Origin of the sequence: Streptomyces sp. NBC_01198 (assembly GCF_036010485.1) — a bacterium.
Classification (GTDB): domain Bacteria; phylum Actinomycetota; class Actinomycetes; order Streptomycetales; family Streptomycetaceae; genus Actinacidiphila.
In genome coordinates this window covers 5199311-5221500 of the sequence record NZ_CP108568.1, presented here as the reverse complement: position 1 = coordinate 5221500, position 22190 = coordinate 5199311, and the positions used below count along the sequence as shown (strand labels likewise).

Sequence of the window (22190 nt, the reverse complement as noted above, 5' to 3'; positions counted from 1 at the left end):
CCGGTCCTGACCGGGGCCCTACTCGGGCGAGCGCAGTACCCGCAGGTGGCCGCGGCGGGCGACTTCCATCGGGTCGATGTCACGGGCGCCGGGCCGGCTGCGTTGCTGCGGGCGGGCGGCCTCGCGTACCGCGTTGGCCAGCGCCTCCAGGTCGTCACCGCTGGGCCGCACGGGACCGGTGTCGACGGCGAGCCTGACCACTTCCCAGCCGCGGGGTGCGGTCAGCCGCTCGGAGTGCTCGGAGCACAGGTCGTAGCAGTGCGGTTCCGCGTAGGTGGCGAGGGGGCCGAGGACGGCGGTGGAGTCCGCGTAGACGTACGTCAGCGTCGCGACGGCGGGGCGGCCGCAAGCGGTGCGCGAACAGCGACGTACAGGGCTCACGAGGTTGGACGGTACCGCACTCTTGAGCGGGCCGCGACGACTCTCCGCAGGCTCACCCGGTCGTGTCGTCCGAGGGCCGCTTTCCGGTGCCGCACCTCGGTCGTGGCGTCGACCTGCGGCGATGCGGGGCAGTTGGCGGTACGTACCAAAGCGGCGTGTGCGGTCATGACGGCGGCACGTGACGCGTTCGCTCGCCAGGTGGCGCGTTTCCGTCGTATCTGTGGCCGGATGCGGTCTGAAACTCGGCGCGGGATGACGATAAAGGGGCGGCGTTCACGCGGGTCGCGACACTCCTGCGGGGCGGGAGCTAGGCTCACGCTGATGGACAGCTCGGCACCACCTCCCTCCGACCCGCGTCCACGACACCGTGACCGGCACGGCCGTGGCATGCGTGGCCCCATCGCGCCGCCGCAGGTGCCGCTCGCGGTCAGCCGAGCGGACGCCTTCGACGACCTGGTCAGGGATGCCGCCGACCGGCTGGAGCGGCGCTGGCCGCAGCTGGCCGACGTGGAATTCGCGGTGCAGGAGGTGCCCTGGCCGCAGGACGCGACCGCCGACGGCGACGCGGTGCCGCTGGGGCGGCTGGTGGGGGCTGGCAAGGGGCGGCCCAGCCGGATCGTGGTCTACCGGCGGCCGGTGGAGATCCGGGCCAAGAGCCGGGACGAGCGGGCGCTGCTGGTCCACGAGGTGGTGGTCGAGCAGGTCGCCGAGCTCCTCGGCCTGTCGCCGGAGAACGTCGACCCGAAGTACGGCGAGGACTGACGCCTCCCGGCGCCCGTCCCCGCCCCGGTCTCCCGCAGGCAGCCTTCCGCTACTTGTTGAGGATCGTCAGGTCGGAACCGGCCTGCGGCACCTCGACCATGCCCCGGTCGTCCGGCATCGGCTGGATGGTGAACATCGGCACGCCGCCCAGCGGCAGCGACAGCATCCGTGAGGCGTAGAGGGTGCCGCCGGAGAGCCGTTCCACCGTCACCGCATACGCGCCCTTGCTCCCGGAGGGCGGCGGCGGCTGCAGGGACATGGTGGAACCCGCCTTGACGATGACGGTCCTGTTCACCGTGGTGCCGCCGGACGCGCCCGGCGACGAGCTGATCTTCACCCTGGCGTCCTTGCCGACGGCGATCAGGGCGAGGGTCGAGGCCTCGTCGCGGTTGTCCGCGACGGTGGCCCTGGTGTCGATCGACGGCGTCGCCGGCAGGAAGGCCATCTCCTGCTTGGTGCCCTTGCCGCGGGTGATCCGCAGCCCCACCACGACCGGTACGGGGGAATGCACGCTGCTCGATCCGACGACCAGCGAACCGGCGTCGTCCTTGGTGATGTCCCCGAGGTCGGCGGTCGCGGTCATCCCCGCCTTGACGTGCAGCGTGTCGTGGCCGGCCGGGGAGATCAGCCCGGTGGAGGTGGCGAGCTTCAGCGTCAGGTCGGCGTCGTCGGAGCCGGTCGCGTAGGCCACCAGGTGCACCGCGGAGGCGTCGGCCGGGATGCCCGGCATGACCAGCGAGGTGGCGGGGTCGGCGGCGGGCGGCAGCCAGTCCGTGCCGGTCTTGGCGTCGGTGGCCTGGACGGCGGCGCCGACCCGGCCGCTGCGTACCACGACGTGCACGGTCAGGTCGGCGACCTTGTCGGCGACCAGCGTGGACAGCAGCACCGGCTTGGCGCCCTTGCCCGGGACGGTGATGCCGTCGCCTGTCGACGCCTTGAGCAGGCCGTCCTTGCCGTACAGCTCGATGTCGACGACGGCCGGGGCCTCGTCGGGGTCCACCAGGTGCAGATAGTCCTGGCGGCCGGTCGCGGTGCTCGCGCCCGGGAACCAGAACTCGCTGTCCGGGGTGATGCAGGAGGTGCCGAGCACCCCGCGCCCCGGTCCCGAGTCCACCACGGTGGTCTGCTGGACCGTCCAGCCCGGTGCCAGCGGCCCGTCGGCGGTGCCGATCAGGGCGGGTGCGTCGGGGTCGTCGGTCGTGGCGGTGGCGCCCTTGCCTGCCTCCTTGAGCGGCGCGAGCGGCTTGGCCCTGCCCGCGGTCGGGACCAGTTGCGCGCTGCCCGCGGCGCCGCTGTCCACGCCCGACATCAGCGGGGTGAACGAGGTGTAGGTGGTGTCGGCGAACTCCGACGAAGAGGGCGCGGGGCACACCACGGTGCTGCGCTGGACCGGCAGCCGGGTCACCGCGCCCGTGGGAGCGGCGGCCGAGTCGCTGCCGCCGCCCATGGTCGCGGCCCCGGTCAGCACGGCGAGCACGACGACGGCGCCGCCCAGGGAGAGGGTGCTGCGGTTCACTGGTGGTCGCTCCCGTCGCGGCGCTGGTCGCCTTCTGCGTAGTACGCCCCGGCGTCGCCGTATGCCGCGGGGTCGGTGTAGCCGCCCTGGTCGACGTAGGGCGCCTGGTCGCCGTATCCGGTGACCGTCCCGTCGTGCGGTGCCTGTTGCCCCTGCTGCGCGTAGGGGTCGTAGCCGGGCTGCGGCGGGACGTAGCCGTACTGGTCGCCGTAGCCGCCCTGCTGGTCGTAGCCGCCCTGTCCCGCGGGGTAGGGCTGCTGCTCCCACTGCTGGTCGGGGTAGGGCGCGTAATACGGGTCCGCGCCCTGTCCGGCGTCGGGGGCCGGGACCGCGTAGGGGTCGTAGCCGCCCTCCGCGGGGTCGTAGCCGGTCTCGGGCTGCTCGTAGGCCGTGCCCACCGGGTCGAAGGGGTCGGGCTGCTGCTCCAGGTCGCCCGCGGCCACGTCGGCGCCGTCCGGCTGGGTGCCGCTCGCGGCCGCCTCGGCGTCCGCGGCGGCCTGCAGGCGGCGGGCCCTGCGGCCTTCCCCGCCGGCCTGGGCGGGGATGTCGGCGGCCACCGCGCCTTCGGCCTCCGGGAGGTCGTCGTCGACCTCGCGGCGGCGGCCCGGCAGCGCGAGCACGATCGTGACGAGCAGCAGCAGGGCCTGCACGCCCAGCCAGCCGATGTGGGTGACGGGCTCCTTGAAGGTGACGTCGAGGCGTCCGCCGGAGGCGGGCAGCTCGAAGCCCTGCGCCCAGCCGTCGACCGTGGTGGGCGTCAGCCGGGTCCCGCCGAGGGTGGCCTGCCAGTCGCCCGACGCGGTGTCGGCGAGCCGCAGCACCCGGCCCTGCGGTCCTGCGGGCAGCGTGGTGTGCGCCTCGATGCGACCGGAGGGGACCGCGACGGGCTTGGCGCCCTTGGCGGTGATCATCATCCGGGAGACGGTGGTGTCCACCCGCCACAGTTCGCTGCCGTCGGCCTGGCTGACCCGGGACAGGCCCGGGGTGCTGTCCATGACGCGGCCCAGGGCGCGGGGCGCGCCCTTCTGCGCGAGGACGTAGCGGACCGCGTATCCGGCGAGCCGGCTGCCCTGGTCGGCGCCGGAGCCCGCCACCAGGTTGGCGACGAGGGTGTCCAGGTCGGCGTCGCCCGGGGACTGCGCGGCGAGTTCGGCGTCACCTATGCGGACGCCGGCGCCGCGCACCAGGGCGTAGGCGACATGGCCGTCGGTACCGCTGAGGACCAGGGTGCGGGCCTGGTCGCCGCTGGTGCTCTCCTCGGCGACGAAGGCCGGCACCTGCTGCGGATCGCGGCGGTCCAGCGGGCCTGCAGCGCCGTGCGCGACCCAGGTGAAGGCGGCGAGCAGCGGCGCGGCGGCGGCGGCCAGCGCGATCAGGCCGGCCACCGGCTGCCGCCAGCCGAATCCGCTGGCGGCGATCCGCTCGTTGGCGTTCTCCGCGCCGACCGCGGCGGCCGCGAGCAGGGCGAGGCCGTAGACGAGCGTGGCCGGTCCCGCCCAGGCCTTGCCGTTCTCGATGCCGGCGAAGAGCAGGCCGGTCGCGGCCACCGTCCAGGCGGCGAGGATCGCCGTGCGGCGGGTGTCGCGCAGCAGCGCGGCGAGCGCGGCAAGCAGCAGGCCGACCAGCAGCACTCCGCCGGAGGCCTTGGGGCCGCCGGGGCTCAGCAGCAGCAGGTCGACGCCGGAGGCGCCCTTGGTGCCGTAGGGCAGGCCCACTTCGTGCAGCAGCCGTCCGGGGTGCGAAAGCAGCGTCAGCGACCAGGGCGCGAGCAGCACGATCGGGGTGACGACCAGCGCGGCGAACCGCAGCAGCTGCGGTACGAGCAGCGCGCCGCGGCCGGTGGCCATCCGCCAGGCAAGGGTCGCCGCGGCGAGGACCAGGGCGATGGGCCAGGTGATCGGGGTGAAGGCGGTGGTGAAGGTGAGCATCAGGGCCAGCGCCCAGGTGGCGCGCCAGCCGGGCCGGGCGCCGCGGTCCAGTGCGGCCGCGCCGAGCTGGAGCCCGGCGGAGGCGACCGCGGCGCGGGCCATCAGCGGCAGCAGGATGGCCAGCACGGCGGTGCCGAGCCTGCCGGTCGCCAGGGCGCCGGTCGCGGCCGGCAGGAAGGCGTAGGCGACCGAGGCCCAGGCGCGCAGCAGCCGCGACTCGACCAGCGGGCGGGACGCGAAGTAGGCGGTGAAGCCGGCCAGCGGCACCGAGGCGACCAGCAGCAGGGTCAAGGTGAGGCCGGTGGAGCCGAACAGCACGGTCGAGAACAGCCCGAGAACGGCCAGATACGGCGGCGCGGACTCGGTGCCGCCGGCGCCGAGGGCGTGCCAGCTGCCGGCGTAGCTGCTCCACAGGTCGGAGGCGCCGGGGTCGGCGGGCAGCAGGGCGCCGCCGGCCAGCGCGCCGCCGCCGAGCAGCGAGCGGCAGGCGGCGAGCGAGACGATCAGCAGCACCGCGAAGAGGACAGGACCCGGTTTGCGGGCGATCCGCTTGAGGCGGGCGAACTGCTCGATCTCCAGGAACTCGCCGCTGTCGTCCTCGCCGGGCCCCGACTCGACGGCCCCGCCGTGGCGTCCGGCCGCCGCGGAGGCGGCGTCGGCGCGGCCGGAGAGGTTGCTGACGACCTGGTCGACGGTGGCCCGCACGGTCGCGCCGGGCGGCGGGAAGAGCGGGCGCAGTTCGGAGGGGGCGACGGCGCCGGCGCCGCGCCGGCGGCGGGCCCCGAGCAGCCGGCCGGGGCGCAGCAGGACGCCGAGCAGGCCGACGATCTCGTCGACGGCCTGGCCCGGCACCTTGCCGACGAGGTAGGCGAGGGTCCGCAGCAGCGTGCCGAGGACGATGCGGAGGGCCACGTACGGCAGCAGCGGGCCGCGGGTGTTGGCCAGCAGCGTGTAGACGGCGCCGGACTTGTCGACCCGGTGCGGGTTGACGGCGGAGCGGCCGGCGCAGTCGACGGGGCGGCGCTCGCGGGAGGCGGCCTCGGCGTGCCAGAGCACGGCGTCCGGGGCGACGAGTACGGTGTGGCCCGCCGCGTGGGCGCGCCAGCAGAAGTCCACGTCGTCGCGCATGAGGGGCAGCCGGCGGTCGAAGCCGCCCAGTTCCTCCCACACGTCGCGGCGGACGAGCATGCCGGCGGACGACACCGACAGGACCGGGCGCACCTGGTCGTGCTGGCCCTGGTCCTGCTCGCGGCGTTCCAGCGCGGTCCAGCGGCGGCCGCTGCGGGCGATGCTGACGCCGACTTCGAGCAGCTGCCTGCGGTCGTACCAGCTGCGCAGCTTGGGGCCGACGATCGCCGCGGACGGCGAGCTGTCGGCGACCCGCAGCAGGCCGGCGAGGGCGCCGGGGTCCGGCTCGCAGTCGTCGTGCAGCAGCCACAGCCACTGCACGGGTTCGCCGTGCGGCTGGTCGGGCTCGTCGTAGGAGTCGTCGTTCCAGCTGCGGCTGACGGGGTCCCAGCCGCTGCGGCGGGCCAGGTACGGCAGCTGGTCCGCGGTGAGCGGCGCGGCGGCGCGGGCGGCCTCCTCGACGGCGGCGCCGAAGCTCGTACGGCGGGCCAGGTGGAGGACGCGCTGGTCGCCGAGTGATTCGGCGAGCAGCCGGGCGGAGTCGTCGGCGCTGCCGGTGTCGGCGGCGATGACGTCCTGGACCGGGCGGTCCTGGGCGAGCAGCCCTGCGAGGGACTTGGGCAGCCAGCGCGCCCCGTCGTGCGCTACCAGCACGGCGGTGACGACATGGCGCGGGAACTCAGGGATGCCGGCCGGGTGGGCGGCCGGTGCTGGGCTGTTCACGGACATCGAGGTTCGGGCCCCGGTTCGCTGGACTGCGGTGGACGCTGGCGCCCGCTCGCGGCGGGGGTTGCATCTCGGACGGCCCCCCACACTAACGGCTTACGCGGACACCACCGCCCTGACGTGTGCCCGGTGTGAGAACAACAGCAGCCCGCCGGCCGTGTCGGGGGACGCGGCGGGCGGGCTGCGAGGCGGGCGCGCGGCGGGTGGCCGGCGGTCCGGCGGCCGCTGGTCAGGGGGCCGGCCGGGGTCCCGGGTGGATGTCGTGACGGGGTCAGACGACGCCCTTCTTCAGGCGGCGGCGCTCCCTTTCCGACAGGCCGCCCCAGATACCGAAGCGTTCGTCGTTGGCGAGGGCGTATTCAAGGCAGTCGGAGCGGACTTCGCAGGCGAGGCAGACCTTTTTCGCCTCGCGTGTGGAACCGCCCTTTTCGGGGAAGAACGACTCGGGGTCGGTCTGCGCACACAGCGCGCGCTCCTGCCAGCCGAGTTCCTCGTCGGCCTCTTCGGCCAGCAGCAACTGGAACTGCTCGGTCATGCGCGCCCCTCGTCTGTCGTGCTTCCCCGTGATGTGGGCCGTCACCATGTGCGGCTGAACGACACGAGTGAAATTACAAGTGCGCCGATCCGGGCCAGTCAAGCCGGGATCTGCTATTGGGTCCGTTATTCACTCCGCTGAACCAAGGGGTGACGGAAAGTGTTCTTATCGGCCTAAAAGCCTGGAACCGTCAACCGTGGTCCGGTCGGCCCACCGCTCACACCTCGTCAGACGCTGCGGCGACATGCCGCGTTCCGCCCGTACGGATGAAGCGTTGTGGATCACATTTCGATCACAGAAACACGCATCGAGGGGGAACGGTCGGACGCGTGCGCGACGTCGTTCTGCGCGGCGCACGGGCGCTCCCATCTCGGTGCGTCAGGTAAGCGGAATGCTGCGGTGTACGGATGTGGCTGCACCTATCCGCACATCTCTGCGCACAAACCTTTCAGCAACTCGCCGTGCCGGATCAGGTGAAAGAAGACCGACATAACGGACTTCCAGTTGACACGGGCTCGCCTGAACCGGTCTGCTGGTGCTCATGCCCGTCGAGCATCACGCGCCCTACCGGACCCGCCGTCGCGAGTCCTGCTGCGTCGCGCTCGCACAGAGCTGTTGTTGTCCCTGCCGCTGTCGCTGAGCCCCCTGCTCGGGACCCGTCCTTCCGGTCCCGGCACCGCCCGCCACTCGCGCACACCCCCAGGGACACACCTTCATGTACTCCGACGTCTCCATCGCCGGTGACCCGCTCGCCCTGCCCCACCTCCTCCCCCCGGTGCCGCAACACCCGGCCACCGTGGCGGAGTTCGCCGGACTCGCCCGCTCCATCGCCGCCGACCACGGGCGGTGGGCCCCCCTGGTGCGCTACGACGCCACCACCCGCTGGTACGCCCGCCTGCAGACCGGCCCCGGCTACGAGGTGTGGCTGCTCAGCTGGCTCCCCGGCCAGAGCAGCGGCCTCCACGACCACGGCGGTTCGTCGGGCGTGCTCACCGTCCTGCGGGGCGCGCTGCGCGAACGCGCGCTCGGCTCGCACGGCGAGACCGTCCGCGGCCTCGCCGGCGGCGGCCAGCGCGCCTTCGCACCCGGCTACGTGCACGAGGTCGTCAATGACAGCCTGGAGCCCGCGGTCAGCCTGCACGTGTACTTCCCCGGCCTCACCGAGATGACGCCGCACGCCTGCACCTCCCCCGCGAGGGCGGCGGCCGAGGTCCCGGCGCGCTCGGCGAGGTAGCCGCACGGCGGGGAGCGGCCGCAGGGGCCGCCTCAGCGGCTGACAGACTGGGACCCATGCGAATCGTGGTTCTGGCCGGAGGAATCGGCGGGGCGCGCTTTCTGCGCGGCTTGCTGGCAGCGGCGCCGGAGGCGGAGATCACCGTCATCGGCAACACCGGAGACGACATCCATCTGTTCGGCTTGAAGGTCTGCCCCGACCTCGACACCGTGATGTACACGCTGGGCGGCGGCATCCACGAGGAGCAGGGCTGGGGCCGGGCCGAGGAGACCTTCACCGTGAAGGAGGAGCTGGCCGCGTACGGGGTCGGACCCGAGTGGTTCGGCCTGGGCGACCGGGACTTCGCCACCCATATCGTGCGGACCCAGATGCTGGCCGCCGGCTATCCGCTCAGCGCCGTCACCGAAGCGCTGTGCGCCCGCTGGAATCCCGGCGTCCGGCTGATCCCGATGTCGGACGACCGGATCGAGACCCATGTGCTGGTCGAGACCGGCGGCGAGCGCAAGGCGATCCACTTCCAGGAATATTGGGTACGGCTGCGCGCCGCGGTCCCGGCGCACGCCGTCGTACCGGTCGGGGCCGAGGCCGCCAAGCCCGCGCCCGGGGTGCTCGAAGCGATCGGCGCGGCCGACGTCATCGTCTTCCCCCCGTCCAATCCGGTGGTGAGCATCGGCACGATCCTGGCCGTGCCGGGGGTGCGCGAGGCGATCGCCGAGGCAGGGGTGCCGGTCGTGGGCCTGTCACCGATCGTCGGCGACGCACCGGTGCGCGGCATGGCGGACAAGGTGCTGGCCGCGGTCGGCGTGGAGTCCACCGCCGCCGCGGTCGCCGCGCACTACGGCTCGGGGCTGCTCGACGGCTGGCTGGTGGACACCGTCGACGCGGGCGCCGTCGAGGAGGTCGAGGCGGCCGGCATCCGCTGCCGGGCGGTCCCGCTGCTGATGACCGGCCTCGACGCCACCACCCGCATGGCGCAGGAGGCGCTGACGCTGGCCGAGGAGGTGCGCGCGTGAGCGCGGCACGCTTCGAGGTCTTCGCCCCCGAGGGCATCGGCGAGGTGCAGCCCGGCGCGGACCTCGGCAAGCTCATCGCCGCCACCGGGGTCGAGCTGGCCGACGGCGACGTCCTGCTGGTCACCTCCAAGATCGTCAGCAAGGCCGAGGGCCGGCTGATCCGCGCCGACGACCGGGAGGCCGCGATCGACGCCGAGGCCGTACGGCTGGTGGCGCGCCGCGGGCCGACCAGGATCGTCGAGACCCGGCACGGCTTCGTGATGGCCGCGGCCGGCGTCGACGCGTCCAACACCGCGCCCGGCACCGTCCTGCTGCTGCCCGAGGACCCCGACGGCTCCGCCCGCCGGATCAGGGCGGCGCTGCGCGACGACCTCGGCGTCAATGTCGGGGTCGTCGTCACCGACACCTTCGGCCGGCCGTGGCGCGAAGGGCTCACAGACGTGGCGATCGGCGCCGCCGGGGTGGCCGTGCTCGACGACCTGCGCGGCGGGCAGGACTCCCACGGCAATCCGCTGCAGATGACCGTGACCGCCACCGCAGACGAGCTGGCCGCGGCCGGCGACCTGGTCAAGGGCAAGGCGACCGGCCGCCCGGTCGCCGTGGTCCGCGGCCTGCCCGGCGTGGTACTCCCCCGGGACACCGATGACGCGGCCGACCCCGGGGCCAGGGCGCTGGTGCGCAGGGCCGCCGACGACATGTTCCGGCTCGGCACGTCGGAGGCCGTACGGGAGGCGGTGTCGCTGCGGCGCACCGTGCGCGACTTCACCGGCGAGCCGGTGGACCCCGCGGCCGTACGGCGGGCCGTCGCCCTCGCGGTGACCGCGCCCGCGCCGCACCACACCACGCCCTGGCGTTTCGTGCTGCTGGAGACGCCCGAGGTGCGCGAGCGGCTGCTCGACGCCATGCGTGACGCCTGGGCGGCGGACCTGCGGCGGGACGGCTTCTCCGAGGAGAGCGTCAGCAAGCGGCTGCGGCGCGGCGACGTCCTGCGCCGGGCGCCGTATCTCGCGGTGCCCTGCCTGGTCGCCGACGGCTCCCACAGCTACCCCGACGCCCGGCGGGCGGCGGCGGAACGCGAGATGTTCGTGGTCGCCGCCGGCGCCGGGGTGCAGAACTTCCTGGTCGCGCTGGCCGGCGAGCAGCTCGGCTCCGCCTGGGTGTCGTCCACGATGTTCTGCCGGGACGCGGTGCGCGCGGTGCTCGACCTGCCGCCGAACTGGGACCCGATGGGCGCGGTGGCCATCGGCCGCCCGGCCTCCACGCCACCGCCGCGGGCGCCGCGCGGGGCGGACGCCTTCATCGCGGTGCGCTGAGGTGCCCTGGCCGGCGGCCTGCGCCGGCCAGCGGTCCCCCGGGCAGCGCGGCCAGCGCCCGGGCGGGCCGGGCGGATCAGGAGTGGCGGGTCGGCGGGTTCGGGGCGAGGCGGGGCCCGTGCCGGGGCGGGCTCGGGGCGGCCAGCAGGATCAGCCTGGCGGCCCGGTGGCGCTGGCCCGCGTAAGGGGCGAGCAGGTCGAGCATCGTGGCGTCGTCGGACCGCCGCGCGCCGGTCAGCGCGTAGCCGATGTGGTGCGGCAGGTGCAGGTCGCCGACCGTGACCGCGTCCGGGGCGCCATGGCTGCGCTGCAGCGTCTCCGCGGCCGTCCACGGGCCTATGCCGGTCACGGTCTGCAGCCGGGTCGCCGCCTCCTGCGCGGGCAGCGACGTCAGCGCGTCCAGCCTGCCGCCCAGGCGCACCGCCCGCATCACCGTGGACGCCCGCTTGTCGTCCACGCCGGCGCAGTGCCAGTCCCACGACGGCACCCGCGCCCACCCGCGCGCGTCGGGCATCACCCGCATCCGGTCGGCGGGACCGGGCGCCGGCTCGCCGTGCTGGAGCAGCAGCAGCCGCCAGGCGCGATAGGCCTCCGTCGTGGTCACCTTCTGTTCGAGCACCGAGGGGATCAGCGCCTCGAGTACGAGCCCGGTCCTGGTCAGCCGCAGGCCCGGATGGCGCCGGTGCGCCGCGTGCACGACGCGGTGCCGCGGGGTGAACGCCGACGGGTCGTCGTCGCCGCCCAGCAGCGCGGGCAGCGCGTCGAGCAGCCACTCCGCGCCAGGACCCCACGCCTCGGCCTCCAGGGCCGCCGCGCTGCCCCGCAGCCGCAGGGTGCCGGCGCCCGCGGGCGTACGGCTGGCCCGCCACACCGTGCCGTCGGCGTCGACCCGGAACGCCGGGTCGCCCGGGCCGCGGCGCAGCGGCATGAGCGTCCGGCGGACGTCCAGCGGGCCTTGCGGGGTCCAGGTGCGGATACGGCCCCGCTCCGGCCGGGGGGCGGGGATCCCGCCGGTGAGGCGCGGTCGAGGTGTGGGCACCCGCACGAGGGTAGTCGCCGCGGTCCGCGGGCCGGCCGGTAGCCTGGCCGGCGTGACCTCACCCGCCCTGGACACCCCCGCCGGCCTGCTCGCCTCCGCCCTGCGCGGCGACCCCGGGCGGCCGCTGATCACCTTCTACGACGACGCCACGGGTGAGCGGGTCGAACTGTCGGTCGCCACCTTCGCGAACTGGGTGGCGAAGACCGCGAATCTGCTCCAGGACGAGTTGGGGGCGCAGCCCGGCGACCGGCTCGCGCTGCTGCTGCCCGCGCACTGGCAGACGGCCGTGTGGCTGCTGGCCGGCTTCTCCACCGGCGTGGTGGTCGCGCCCGGCGCGGACCCCGCGTCGGCCGACCTGGTCGTCAGCGGCCCCGACACGCTGGAGCAGGCGCGGGCCTGCGGCGGCGAGCGGGTGGCGTTGGCGCTGCGCCCGCTGGGCGGACGCTTCCCGCAGGCGCCTGCGGGCTTCGTCGACTACGCCGTCGAGGTGCCCGGGCAGGGCGACCGCTTCGTGCCGTACGCGCCGGTCGGGGCGGGCTCGCCGGCGCTCGAACTCGCCGGCGAGGGCACGATGACCGCCGGGGCGGTGGTGGAGCGTGCCGTCGCCGCGGCCGAGGCGTACCGGCTGGCGCCGGGGGCGCGGGTGCTGTCCCGGCTCCCCTTCGACGACTGGACCGGCCTGGCGGCCGGGCTCTTCGCACCGCTGGCGGTGGGCGGGTCGGCGGTGCTGTGCCGGAACGCTGCGGCTTTGAGTGCCGAAGGCCTCGCGGCGCGTGAGGCGACTGAGCGGGTCACCCTCACGGTGTAGCCGGCTTTCCCGGTCGGCGCCCGGGGGTTGTCGCGCGGTTCCTCGCGCCCCTGACGGGGTGCCACTTGCGGTGGGCTTCGGCCTCCCCGCCGTCGGGGCTTGTCGCGCAGTTCCCCCCCTCAGGGGGTGCCACTTGCGGTGGGCGGCCTCCCCGCCCTTGGGGTTGCGCGCGCGGTTCCCCGCGCCCCTGAGGGGGTGCCCCCTTGGCGTGAGCCTTCGGCCTCCGCGGCGTCGTGGCTTGTCGCGCCGTTCCTCGCGCCCCTGACGGGGTGCCACTTGCGGTGGGCTTTCAGCCTCCGCGCCGTTGGGGTTGCGCGCGCAGTTCCCCGCGCCCCTGAGGGGGTGCCCCCTGGCGTGAGCTTTCGGCCTCCCCGCCGTTGGGGCTTGTCGGGGTGGGGAGGCAACCAAGCGGCGGAATCGACTGTCTGAACGAGTGGCGTGCGGGCAGACGAGCTCGGGGCGCCGCACGGATGAGGGATGGGCGGAGACGTGACGACGTCAGCAGAGCCTCCGGAGGAGGAACCTACGGATCCGGTGCCGCCGCAGCGGAACTACCGGTGGCTCAAGATACTTTCGGCGGCCACCGCCCTGCTCGTGCTGGCGCTGGCCGGTGGCATCTGGTTCCTGTACCACCGGCTCGACGGCAACATCACCACGGACAGGACGACCGAGACCGAGCTGAAGGTGCACGCGTCGGAGCGGCCGACGGAGGGGCCGACGTCGGCGGAGAACATCCTGCTGCTGGGTTCGGACAACCGCGGTGACGGCAACGAGAAGTACGGCGAGGACAGCGGCACGCAGCGCTCGGACACCGCGATCCTGCTGCACCTCGCCGCGGACCGGCACAGTGCGACGGCGATGAGCATCCCGCGCGACCTGATGGCGCACGTGCCGAGCTGCGCCAAGCCCGGCGGGGGCAAGACCGAGCCGCGGTTCGAGCAGTTCAACTGGGCGTTCGAGTTCGGCGGCGCCGCCTGCACGATCCGCACGGTCGAGGACATGACCGGGATCCGGATCGACCATCACCTGATCGTGGACTTCTCCGGGTTCAAGAAGATCGTGAACGCCGTCAACGGCGTCGACGTGTGCCTGGCCGAGCCGGTGCACGACACGAAGGCGCATCTCGATCTGCCGGCCGGGCGCCAGACGCTGAACGGCGAGCAGGCACTCGGCTACGTACGGGCCAGGCACGGCTTCGGCGACGGCAGCGACACCGAGCGCATGGACCGCCAGCAGGGCTTCCTCGGCTCGCTGTTCTCCAAGGTCAGCAGCAACGGGGTGCTGCTCAACCCGACGAAGGTCTACCCGGTGCTGTCCGCCGCGACCTCCTCGCTGACCGCGGACCCCGGCCTGGACTCGCTCAGCGAGCTGTACGGCCTGGCGCGGGACATCCAGCGGATCCCCGCCGGGCAGCTGCGCTTCCTGACCGTGCCGCGGGAGCAGTACACGCAGGACCACAACCGCGACCAGCTGGTGCAGCCCGACGCCGACCGGCTCTTCGCGGCGCTGCGCGACGACGCGGCGGTGGCCGTGACGCCGGACGGGCACCCGGACAGCGGGAAGCCGGGCGCCACCGGCACCCCGGCCCCGGGCGGTACGAAAAACACTCCGGCACCCACCTACCGGGGGACGACCGCCGATGCCGACATCTGCGGCAATGCCTGATGAACTATGGTGAGCCCTCCGCCAGCACCGTGGATGGAGGGGCCGATCGACCGTGGACACCGAGGAGTCCGGCTACGTCGACCCGGCCGACCAGTGGGTCCTTGACCCGGTGACCGGCCGGTACGAGCTGCGTCTTGACGCGCCGTCGGAGCCGGTGCAGGTGTCTGCGCCGCCCGATCCCGTACCGGCGCGGCCGGCGAGGGCGGCCCCCGTTCGCACGCCGGCCGCCCGCGGTGGCCGCGGCGGGCGGCGGGCCGCCGCCCCGGCCGCGGGTTCGCGCCGCCGCAAGGCCAAGCCACACAGGCCGCCCGCCGTGACGTGGGGCGTCGGGGCGACCTGCGCCGTGCTGGTCGCGGGGGTGATCGCGGGGATCGTCGCGCAGCGGCAGGGCGACGGTCCCGCGATCCACACCGTCGACGTCGGGGCCGCCGGCAGCAAGGACCCGGTGCACGCCGGTGCGATGAACGTCCTGGTGCTCAGCAGCAAGCCCACCGACGCCGCCGTCCTGCTCCACCTGGCCGCGGACCGCGGCAACGCGACGGCGCTGGGCATCCCGCCGGCACTGGTGACCGACATCCCCGACTGCCCGGTCGGGGGCGCCACGGTCAAGGGCGCCTCCGGGCAGCCGTTCTCCGCCGCGCTGACCGGGCGCGGCCCCGGCTGCGCGCTGCGGGCGGCCAAGCAGCTCACCGGGCTGCCGGTGGACCATGTGGTGCTGGTCGACTACGCGGCGGCGAAGGCCGCGTCGAGCGGGGTCACGTCCGCGGACCTGTGCGTGGACCGCACCCTGGCCGACCCGCGGACCCTGACGGCGCTGGCACGTACCGCTCCTTCCACGCTCACCACGGACACCCCGATCGGCACGCAGAAGGCGCTGGGCGCGCTCGCCGACGCCATGGGCACCGCCGATCCGGCGCATGTGACCTTCGTGACGGTGCCGGTCAAGAGCGGCGCCACACCGCCGGTCGCCGACACGGCCAAGGCCGCGCAGCTGTACGCCCTGATGGCGCACGACGTGTCGCTGTCCCCCGACCACCCGCCGGCGGTCGATCCGAAGCTGGTCGGCCCGAGGGCGACCCATCACGACACCCGGGTGCTGATCTACAACGGCACCGGGGTCTTCGGCGCCTCGCAGGACGTGCTGGGCTGGTTGCAGAACGCCCAGGGCGCCGACCGCACCACCAACGGCGGCGACGCCCATGGCAGGGCGGCGAGAACCACCCTGCAGTACGCGCCGAACCAGGCCGACCAGGCCCGCTCGCTGGCCGCCATGATGGGCCTGCCCGCCTCCGCGCTGATCCCCGGCACGAAGGACGCGGCGCCACGGGCGAACATGACGCTGACCCTGGGCGCCGACTTCACCGCGCCCGGCGTCCCGGTGGCCCCGCCCACCACACCGCCCAAGGGCGTGACCCTGACACCCGCGACCGGCGTCCACTGCTGAGCACCGCGGTATCCGCCGGCGGTCCCGGAGCCGGGCTCCGTGGCAAAGCATGGTGAAAGCCTGCTGAAAAACCGCACCAATTGCGGTGGGAATTGAGGGCTTTGTCCGGCTACAGCGGGGTGAATCCCCTGGGATCGCGTATCGGCGACGGATCGGGCGACTACTGTAAGCGATCCGACGGTTACCGGATGGAGGACCCGAGCGACCGTGGACACGCAAGGCCGAGACGACATCGATCCGGCGGACCAGTGGGTCCTCGACCCGGCGACCGGCAGCTACCGGCTACGGCAGGACCAGACGCGGACCGGCGGACTGCCGCGGCAGACCACCCGGGGCGCCACCGACGCCGTTCCCCCGCCCCGGGGCCGCCGTACGGCCGGCGCCGGCTGTCCACCCGGCCGCCGGAAGGGCAGGCCGGTCAGGACGCCGGGCAGGGGGCCGTCCCGGCGCAGGAAGGCGCTGCTGTGGACCGCGGGCTCGATGGGCCTGGTCCTGGTCGCGGTCGGCGTCGGCGGCTACCTGGTCTACGAGCACTTCAACGGCAACCTCACCACGGTGGACGTCGGCGACGCGGGCAGCAAGAACGTCGTCGGCAAGGGTCCGGTCAACCTGCTGGTGATCGGCACCGACAGCCGCCAGGGTCTGGGCGGCCGCTACGGGGACGCGGACAACGTCGGGCACGCGGACACCACGATCCTCTTCCACGTGTCGGCCGACCGCACCAACGCCACCGCGATGAGCATCCCGCGGGACATCGTCACGAGCATCCCGGCCTGCCCGACCGTGGGCGAGGACGGCGCGACCACGACGATCCCCGGCATCCCCGCCGGACTGACCACGCCGAAGTTCAACGAGAGCCTGGGGGTGGGCGGGCGCGACCCGGGCTGCACCATGCGGGCCGTCACCGCGCTGACCGGGATCTCGGTGGACCACTTCATGATGGTCGACTTCGAGGCGGTCAAGGCGCTGTCGACGGCGGTCGGCGGGGTCGACATGTGCCTCGCCAGGCCGCTGGTGGACCCCAAGTCGCACCTGGACCTGTCCGCGGGTCAGCACCGGATCGAGGGTGAGCAGGCGCTGGAGTTCGTCAGGACCCGGCACGCGCTGCGCAACCAGAGCGACCTGGACCGGATCAAGCTGCAGCAGCGGTTCATCGGCGCGATGATCCGCAAGATCAAGTCCAGCGGCACCCTGACCAACCCCAGGAAGCTCTTCTCCCTGGCGGACACCGCGACCCGGGCGCTGACCGTGGACAGCGCGATCGGCAGCGTCTCGAAACTGAGCAGCCTGGCCAAGGACATCAGCAAGGTCGACGCCAAGCACATCACCTTCACCACCCTGCCGGTGGTCGACAACCCCAACGAGAAGGTGCACGCCACCGTGGTGGTCGACCAGGGCAGGGCGCAGCGGCTGTTCACGCTGATCAAGGACGACGTCTCGCTCAGCGGGCGCAGGAAGCGGCCGCGGAGCGAGACCCGGCTGCGCGGCCCGAGGGCGGCGGCCGGCGACGTCCGGGTGCGGGTACTCAACGGCAGCGGCATCCTCGGCGCCGCCCGCGGCACGGTGGCCTGGCTGCGCGACACCCAGGGTGTCGGCGCCCCCGCCAATGGCGGCAACGCCCCGGCTCCGGCCGCGCGGACCACCCTGGTCTACACCCGGGAACAGGCCGACCAGGCGCGTGCGCTGGCCGCGATGATGGGCCTGCCGGGCTCGGCCCTCAGGCCGTCGTCCGGCAGCGGGGGCGCCCCGGGGGCGGACATGGCGCTCACCCTGGGTGCGGACTTCACCCGGGCCGGTGTGCCGATCGCGGACCCCGACGCGGACCCCGACGACCTGGACAGGACAGAGGCGGACAATTCCTCCTGCGTGAGCTGACTCACGAAACCTCCCGGTGATCCACGTCGTGTTAAGTCGAGGCCGCGGAATGCAACTCCGCGCGGCTGACGGCCGTCTGACAGGAGGACGGCCGAGGTTCGGCCGAAGCAGGGGGAGGGTTCCTGATGCGGGACGGGGCAATGGGAGGTGGCCAGGGGGCCGCACCTGACCATGGTGACCTCGGCTGGGACGACGGGCTCCACCGGGACGACGCGCGCCCGTACGCCCCGGGGGCGCCGGGCCGGGGGAGCGGCCAGGTGCCGGGGCCCAGAAGCCCGCACGGGGGCGGGGACGGCCCCGACCCGATATCCGGCGGACCTGGCGCGGGCGGCGCCGACACCCGCGGCGCGCGGCACGGCGGCGGCGGGCACGGCGGGGGACACGGCGGCGGCCACCGCAGGGGCGGCCGGCGGCAGCAGCGCCCCCGCCGGCGCAAGGCGCTGCGCTGGGTGGCGATCGTGGCCGCGGTCGGCGTCCTGGGGACGGCGGGGGCCGCGTACGGCTACTACGAGTACCTGTCCGGCAAGATCCGCAAGGGCGAGCGGGTCAGCGGCAACACGACGGTGGCCAAGCCGAAGGCGAACGCCAACGGCACCACGGCGATGAACATCCTGATCCTCGGCTCCGACAGCCGGCTCAGCGCGGACGACAAGAAGCTCGGCGGCGCCGCCGACAGCGGGGGCGCCCGGGCCGACGTGATCATGATCGCCCACCTGTCCGCGGACCGCAGCAACATGTCGGTGGTGAGCATCCCGCGCGACACCCGGGTGGACATCCCGCAGTGCGAGGACCCCAAGACGCACCACCTCTACCCCAAGACCAACACCATCATCAACGCCTCGCTGGGCCGCGGCGGCCCGGGCTGCACGCTGGCGACGGTGCAGAACCTCACCAACGTCTACATCGACCACTGGCTGATGATCGACTTCTCCGGCGTGGTGGAGATGGCGGACGTGCTCGGCGGCGTCCAGGTGTGCGTCGAGCACAGCGTGTGGGACCGCCCCACCAAGTACATCAAGCACGGCGGCTCCGGGCTGAAGCTCCCCAAGGGCAAGAGCATCATCAAGGACAAGCAGGCCCTGCAGTGGCTGCGCACCCGTGACGCCTTCGGCGACGACTCCGGCCGGGCCAAGGCCCAGCACATGTACATGAGCTCGCTGATCCGCACCCTGCGCAGCCAGAACCTCTTCACCAACCCGGCCCGGCTGAACAAGATCGCCACCACGGCGATGGGCGCCTTCGAGGTCTCCTCGGAGATCGGCACCCCGAAGAAGCTCTACAACCTCGGCATGGAGCTCAAGAGCATCCCGCCGTCCCGGATGACGATGCTGACGATGCCGCACGACGCCGACCCGCAGGACGAGAACGCCCACTACGTGCCCGCCGCGTCGGCCGGCACGGTGTGGGCGCTGATGCGCAACGACGTGGCCATGGACGCGGACGGCAAGGCCAAGCCCCCGGGGTCGGCGAGCTCGTCGCCGAAGCCGAGCACTCCCTCCGGACCGCCCGCCGCGGCCGCCGCGACGATCCCGGTCACCGTGGTGAACGGCACCGCGGGCACTGCGGCCAACCCGGCGGTGCCGCACCGTGCCACCGACATCGCCACGGCGCTGAAGACCGCGGGCTTCACCAAGGCCGAGCCCAGCCAGACCTCCGCGCCCAGCCCGGGCACGTCGGTGGTCTACCCGGCGGCCTCCGGTGACCAGGGCAGGGCCGACGCCACCTCGGTGGCCAAGGCGCTGAAGATCCCGGTGAGCAACGTGAAGCCGTCCACCACGACGCAGGCCCTCACCGTGACCGTCGGCGCGGACTGGAAGTCGGGCACCGACTACAGCGCGACGCTGCCGAAGGCGGGCGGTGTGCCGAAGAACGCCGACGCCATGAACGGCGCCGACACCACCGGCTGCATGCCCATCCAGCCGATCTACCGCTGGGCGGGCTGACCGGCCCGCGTCACCCACCGCGGCAGCAGGGGTCCGCCGGAGCTTCCGGCGGACCCCTGCTGGCGGGTACGGCTGCGACCTGACGCTGCGGCTACCAGCGTACGGTCACACGTCGGCGGGCGCCGACTCCGCCGCGGCCGCCTGGACGGCGGGGCGGCGGCTGGCGATGACCGTACGGGCGAGCGAGCGCGGGCTGGTCAGGAAGCCGTAGCCCCAGCACATGTGCATGGTGGCCAGCGCGAGCGGGATCCGCAGCCGGGCGCCGGCGCCCAGGCCGCGGCCGGCCGGCAGCGAGCCGACGGTGATGCCGGCGAGGTAGGCCGCCGGCACCAACAGCGCCCACGGCGTCAGCGCGGCGCCGACGACGATGCCCACCGCGTTGGCCAGCAGGGCGCCGGGCGCCGCCAGATACCGCAGGTTGACCGAGCCGCGGTGGTAGCGGGTCACCACCCGGCGCCACCGGCCGTAGTCCTTGTACTGCTTGGCCAGGGTGCGCACGCTCGGCCGCGGCCGGTAGGAGACCTTGAGCTCGGGCGAGAACCAGATGAGGTGCCCGGCCTCGCGGATCCGGTAGTTCAGCTCCCAGTCCTGGGCGCGGACGAACTCGATGTTGTAGCCGCCCTGCTGTTCCAGCACCTCGCGGCGGAAGACACCGAGATAGACGGTGTCGGCGGGCGCGGCCGCGCCACCGGTGTGGAAGGCGGCGTTGCCGACCCCTATCTTGGCGGTCATCGCCGCGGCGACCGCCTTCTCCCAGGCGTTCTCACCCTCGGCGTGCATGATGCCGCCGACGTTCGCCGCGCCGGTCTCGTCCAGCAGGCGGACGGCCGTGGCGATGTAGTCCGGCGAGAGCATGCCGTGGCCGTCGACCCGCACCACCACCGGATGGCGGGAGGCGTTGATCGCGGCGTTCAGCGCGGCGGGCGTGCGCCCGGTGGGGTTGGGCACCGTATGGACCCGGGGGTCCTCGGCGACCAGCTCGGCCGCGATCGCGTCGGTCCGGTCCTTGGAGGGACCGAGCGCGATGACGACTTCCAGCTCGCCCGGATAGTCCTGTTCCAGGATGTGCCGGACGGAGTTACGCAGGTGGCGCTCCTCATTGAGCACCGGCATGATCACGGAGACGGCCGGGAGCGCGGAGTCATTGGCGGCGTTCATTGCGGGAAACGTTACCGCCAATGGGGGACCCCAGCGCGTGGGGGCAAGGCTGACAGTCCTATTTGTCTCTAGCCTGAACGGGTCTGCCTGCCTGCACCACTGCGGAGGGAATCCCGTGCCGCTGACCAGCCGACGTCCCGTCAGCCCACAACGGCCGCAGCCAGGGCGACGGCCGGCGCCCGGCCGGCGCCCGCCGATCCGGCTGAGCACCAGGATCGTCGGCGGGGTCGCGCTGCTGGTGATCACCGCCAGCGGCATCGGCCACGCGGTGGTGACCGGGGTGAACGGGGCGATCGGCCGGGTCGACGCCTTCGGCGGCATGCAGGGCCGCCCCGACGGCAGCAAGGGCACGAATTTCCTGCTGGTCGGCACCGACGGGCGGGAGGATCTCGCCCCGGCGGAGAAGAAGCTCTACCACCTGGGCGGGGCGCCCTGCCACTGCACGGACACGATCATGCTGGTCCATCTCTCGCAGGACCACGCGCGGGCCAGCGTCGTCAGCATCCCGCGCGACACGTACGTGCTGCTGCCCGCGAGGCCCGTGCCGGCCGGCGCGACCGCGGCCGCCAAGGCCGCGGGGAAGGCCGCCGCCGCGCCCACCGCGAAGCCCGGCGCGAAGGGCGCGGCGACGCCCGCCGCCGCGACCCGGCCCGCCAAGCTCAACCAGGCCTACGCGCTGGGCGGCCCCAAGCTCACCGTGCAGACCGTCGAGCAGCTGACCGGCGTCCACATCGACCACTACCTGGAAGTGGACTTCACCAGCTTCATGAAGACCGTCGACGTGATCGGCGGCGTCCCGGTCTGCACCTCCCGGCCGCTGAAGGACTCCTACAGCGGGCTGAACCTGCCGGTCGGCACCACGACCCTGAACGGCGGCCAGGCGCTGCAGTACGTACGCTCCCGGCATCTGGACCCGGCCGCCGACCTGGGGCGGATGCAGCGCCAGCAGCGCTTCCTGGCCCAGGTCATCCACAAGGTCACCAGCGGCGGCATGCTCGGCGACCCGCTGCGGCTCCGCAGGGCCGTCTCCACCGTGCTCGGCTCGGTCCGCGCCGACCAGGGCCTGGACAGCAAGGACATGCTCACCCTGGCCCGCGCCATGAAGGGCTTCTCGCCCGCCTCGTCGGAGTTCGCCTCGGTGCCGCTGAGCGACAACAGCGTGAACGTCCACGGGGTGGGCTCCACCGTGAAGTGGGACGCGCTGAAGGCCGGCCGGCTGTGGGCGACCATCCGCGCCGACAAGCCGCTCACCGCCCCGCGCCCGACGCCCACCGGCAGCCCCGCACCGGCGCGCGTGCCCGTCGCGGTCGACCCGGCGAGGATCCGGGTACGGGTCGAGAACGGCACCGCCGTCGGCGGGCTCGCCGCGGACACCCAGCAGGCGCTGCGCGCCACTGGCTTCGTCACCACCGGCACCCCGACCACCGCGCGCCGGCACGTGCCGCACACGGTCATCCGCTACGACCCGCGCTGGGACACCTCGGCGAAGGCGCTGGCCGTGGCGCTGCCGGGGGCGCAGCTGGTGCCGGCGGCCAAGCAGGGCCCGGTGATGCGCGTCACGCTCGGCCCGGACTTCACCACCGTCCGGGTGAAGCCGGTCGCAGCGCCGCTGCCGGACCCGGGGACGCGGCCGGAGGAGGGCGCGCTCACCGGCGACCAGGTCGGCTGCCCCTGAGACCGCGAGCCGTTCCGGGGGGCCGGGCGGGACGGCGCCCCGGACGC

Annotated in this window: 16 protein-coding genes; 10 read left to right on the top strand and 6 right to left on the bottom strand. The window is 73.9% G+C overall.

The window, feature by feature from the left end:
• Positions 1–18 precede the first annotated feature (18 nt).
• Positions 19–381, bottom strand: a complete 363-nt coding sequence (locus OG702_RS23330; protein ID WP_327290877.1) for a DUF3499 domain-containing protein — start codon at positions 379–381, stop codon at positions 19–21.
• Positions 382–702: 321 nt separating this feature from the next.
• On the opposite strand from OG702_RS23330, the gene OG702_RS23325 reads away from it, so the two are divergent.
• Positions 703–1143 carry a metallopeptidase family protein gene (locus tag OG702_RS23325; RefSeq protein ID WP_327290876.1) on the top strand — a complete coding sequence of 147 codons (441 nt, stop codon included), beginning with the start codon at positions 703–705 and terminating at the stop codon, positions 1141–1143.
• 49 nt (positions 1144–1192) lie between these two features.
• On the opposite strand, the gene OG702_RS23320 is transcribed toward OG702_RS23325, so the two are convergent.
• From OG702_RS23320 to OG702_RS23310, 3 genes are all read right to left on the bottom strand, one after another.
• On the bottom strand, positions 1193–2659 hold the full coding sequence (locus OG702_RS23320; RefSeq protein ID WP_327290875.1) for a DUF5719 family protein: 1467 nt from the start codon (positions 2657–2659) through the stop codon (positions 1193–1195).
• Positions 2656–6444, bottom strand: coding sequence for a glycosyltransferase family 2 protein (locus tag OG702_RS23315; RefSeq protein ID WP_327290874.1), 3789 nt, complete (start codon positions 6442–6444; stop codon positions 2656–2658). The genes OG702_RS23320 and OG702_RS23315 overlap by 4 nt, the downstream gene beginning before the upstream one ends.
• A 268-nt stretch (positions 6445–6712) precedes the next feature.
• Positions 6713–6976: a WhiB family transcriptional regulator gene (locus OG702_RS23310; protein ID WP_031519519.1), complete on the bottom strand. Its 264-nt coding sequence runs from the start codon at positions 6974–6976 to the stop codon at positions 6713–6715.
• A gap of 715 nt (positions 6977–7691) precedes the next feature.
• Between OG702_RS23310 and OG702_RS23305 the strand changes: the two genes are divergently transcribed.
• The 3 genes from OG702_RS23305 to OG702_RS23295 are packed head-to-tail and all read left to right on the top strand — an operon-like array spanning position 7692 to position 10536.
• A complete protein-coding gene (locus tag OG702_RS23305; protein ID WP_327290873.1) occupies positions 7692–8210 on the top strand; it encodes a cysteine dioxygenase in 519 nt (172 codons plus the stop codon).
• A 56-nt stretch (positions 8211–8266) separates the two neighbouring features.
• Positions 8267–9223 (top strand): 2-phospho-L-lactate transferase, encoded by a 957-nt coding sequence (gene cofD, locus OG702_RS23300; protein ID WP_327290872.1) that lies wholly within the window; start codon positions 8267–8269, stop codon positions 9221–9223.
• The gene (locus OG702_RS23295; protein WP_327290871.1) at positions 9220–10536 is read left to right on the top strand and encodes a coenzyme F420-0:L-glutamate ligase; all 1317 of its coding nucleotides are present in this window, start codon (positions 9220–9222) and stop codon (positions 10534–10536) included. The genes cofD and OG702_RS23295 overlap by 4 nt, the downstream gene beginning before the upstream one ends.
• Before the next feature lie 76 nt (positions 10537–10612).
• On the opposite strand, the gene OG702_RS23290 is transcribed toward OG702_RS23295, so the two are convergent.
• Positions 10613–11575, bottom strand: a complete 963-nt coding sequence (locus OG702_RS23290; protein ID WP_442814517.1) for a DNA-3-methyladenine glycosylase family protein — start codon at positions 11573–11575, stop codon at positions 10613–10615.
• Between the two features lie 52 nt (positions 11576–11627).
• Here OG702_RS23290 and OG702_RS23285 point away from each other — a divergent pair, with 52 nt between their 5' ends.
• The 5 genes from OG702_RS23285 (at position 11628) to OG702_RS23265 (ending at position 19310) form a co-directional block, all read left to right on the top strand.
• Positions 11628–12383 (top strand): TIGR03089 family protein, encoded by a 756-nt coding sequence (locus tag OG702_RS23285; protein WP_327290870.1) that lies wholly within the window; start codon positions 11628–11630, stop codon positions 12381–12383.
• A gap of 477 nt (positions 12384–12860) precedes the next feature.
• Positions 12861–14048: an LCP family protein gene (locus OG702_RS23280; protein WP_442814516.1), complete on the top strand. Its 1188-nt coding sequence runs from the start codon at positions 12861–12863 to the stop codon at positions 14046–14048.
• Between the two features lie 52 nt (positions 14049–14100).
• On the top strand, positions 14101–15492 hold the full coding sequence (locus OG702_RS23275) for an LCP family protein (RefSeq protein WP_327290868.1): 1392 nt from the start codon (positions 14101–14103) through the stop codon (positions 15490–15492).
• A 207-nt stretch (positions 15493–15699) separates the two neighbouring features.
• Positions 15700–17367, top strand: a complete 1668-nt coding sequence (locus OG702_RS23270) for an LCP family protein (RefSeq protein ID WP_327290867.1) — start codon at positions 15700–15702, stop codon at positions 17365–17367.
• A 257-nt stretch (positions 17368–17624) separates the two neighbouring features.
• Positions 17625–19310 (top strand): LCP family protein, encoded by a 1686-nt coding sequence (locus tag OG702_RS23265; RefSeq protein ID WP_327290866.1) that lies wholly within the window; start codon positions 17625–17627, stop codon positions 19308–19310.
• Positions 19311–19415: 105 nt separating this feature from the next.
• Here the strand turns inward: OG702_RS23265 and OG702_RS23260 are convergent, their stop codons facing one another.
• On the bottom strand, positions 19416–20468 hold the full coding sequence (locus OG702_RS23260; protein WP_327290865.1) for a glycosyltransferase family 2 protein: 1053 nt from the start codon (positions 20466–20468) through the stop codon (positions 19416–19418).
• Between the two features lie 115 nt (positions 20469–20583).
• Here OG702_RS23260 and OG702_RS23255 point away from each other — a divergent pair, with 115 nt between their 5' ends.
• A complete protein-coding gene (locus OG702_RS23255; protein ID WP_327290864.1) occupies positions 20584–22143 on the top strand; it encodes an LCP family protein in 1560 nt (519 codons plus the stop codon).
• Positions 22144–22190: the final 47 nt, after the last annotated feature.